Genomic DNA, 1,486 nt, shown 5'->3' on the forward strand with positions numbered 1-1,486 from the left:
ACCCCACCCCCGCCACCCTCGCCCACCACATCACCCAACTCGGCACCGACAGCGAGCAGTCGGGAAGTCTGACCAGCGCTGTGGGGCGGCCGGAGCGGCTGCCGCTGTCGTTCGCGCAGCGCCGGCTGTGGCTGCTGGCGGCGATGGAGGAGCGGGGCACCGCGTACAACGTCCCGATGGCGGCCCGGCTGAGCGGCCTGCCGGACCCGGCGGTGCTGCGGGCGGCGGTCGCCGACCTGGTGGAGCGGCACGAGCCGCTGCGGACGGTCTACGCCACCCACGAGGGGGAACCGGTGCAGCGGGTGCTGCCGCCGGGTGAGCCGGCCGCGTTCGTCGAGCACCGCCGGCTGTCCGCCGGCGAGCTGCCCGGACAGCTGGCCGCCGCCGGGAGGCACGCCTTCGACCTGGAGAAGGAGCCGCCGCTGCGGGTGACGGTCTTCGACACCGGCGACGGCGGCGCGACGCTGCTGGTGCTGCTCCACCACATCGCCACCGACGGGCAGTCGCTCGGCCCGCTCTTCGAGGATCTCGCCACCGCCTACGCCGCCCGCGCCGCGGGCACCGTGCCGGCCTGGGCGCCGCTGCCGGTGCAGTACGCCGACTACGCGCTCTGGCAGCAGCGGACCCTCGGTGACCCGGCCGACGAGAACAGCCCGCTCGGCCGCGATCTGGCCTTCTGGCGCAAGACGCTGGAGGAGCTGCCCGAGGAACTGCCGCTGAACCTGGACCGGCCCAGGCCGTCGGTCGCGGGCCATCGCGGCGCGACCGTGCCGGTCGACTTCGGACCCGAGCTGTACGCACGGCTGACGCGGCTGGCGCAGGCGGAGCGGTCCACCCCGTTCATGGTGCTGCAGGCAGCGCTGGCCGCAGCTCTCACCCGGCTCGGCGCCGGTGAGGACATCCCGCTGGGCGCACCCGTGGCCGGCCGGCCGGAGGCCGAACTGGCGCCGCTGGTCGGGTTCTTCGTGAACACCCTGGTGCTGCGCACCGACACCTCCGGCAACCCGACCTTCCGCGAGCTGCTGGGCCGGGTCCGCGCCGCGGACCTGGACGCCTTCGCCCACGAGAACGCGCCGTTCGACCAGGTACTGGAGGCGGTGGCGCCGCGTCGTTCGCCGTCACGCCACCCGCTGTTCCAGGTCTGCCTGGCGCTGGAGAGCGGACCGCCGCCGACGGTGCGGCTGGCCGGGCTGGAGCCCGCGCCGGCGTCGGTGGTGGACACCGGGGGCGCCAAGTTCGACCTGGAGTTCCTGCTGCGGGGCGACGAGACCGACGGACTCGGCGGCGCGCTGCTGTACAACCGGGACCTCTTCGAGGAGGAGACGGCCCGCCGGATGGTCGGGACACTGCGCCGGGTGCTGGACCACGTACTGCGGGAGCCGGACACCGCGCTCAGCGCCATCGAGGTACTGGACGGTGTGGAGTGGGGGTTGGTGGTCGAGGAGTGGAACAACACGGCCGTGCCGATCGGCCAGGAGACGCTGAA

The 1,486-nt window shown here is 74.2% G+C and carries 1 protein-coding gene; it reads left to right on the forward strand.

Annotated elements, in window-relative coordinates:
* Window positions 1–1,486: condensation domain-containing protein (locus tag E0D90_RS25585; RefSeq protein WP_227870511.1), on the forward strand; the 1,486-nt coding region annotated here is incomplete at both ends.

The sequence above is a fragment of the Streptomyces otsuchiensis genome (assembly GCF_004305975.1).
GTDB classification, from domain to species: Bacteria; Actinomycetota; Actinomycetes; order Streptomycetales; family Streptomycetaceae; genus Streptomyces; species Streptomyces otsuchiensis.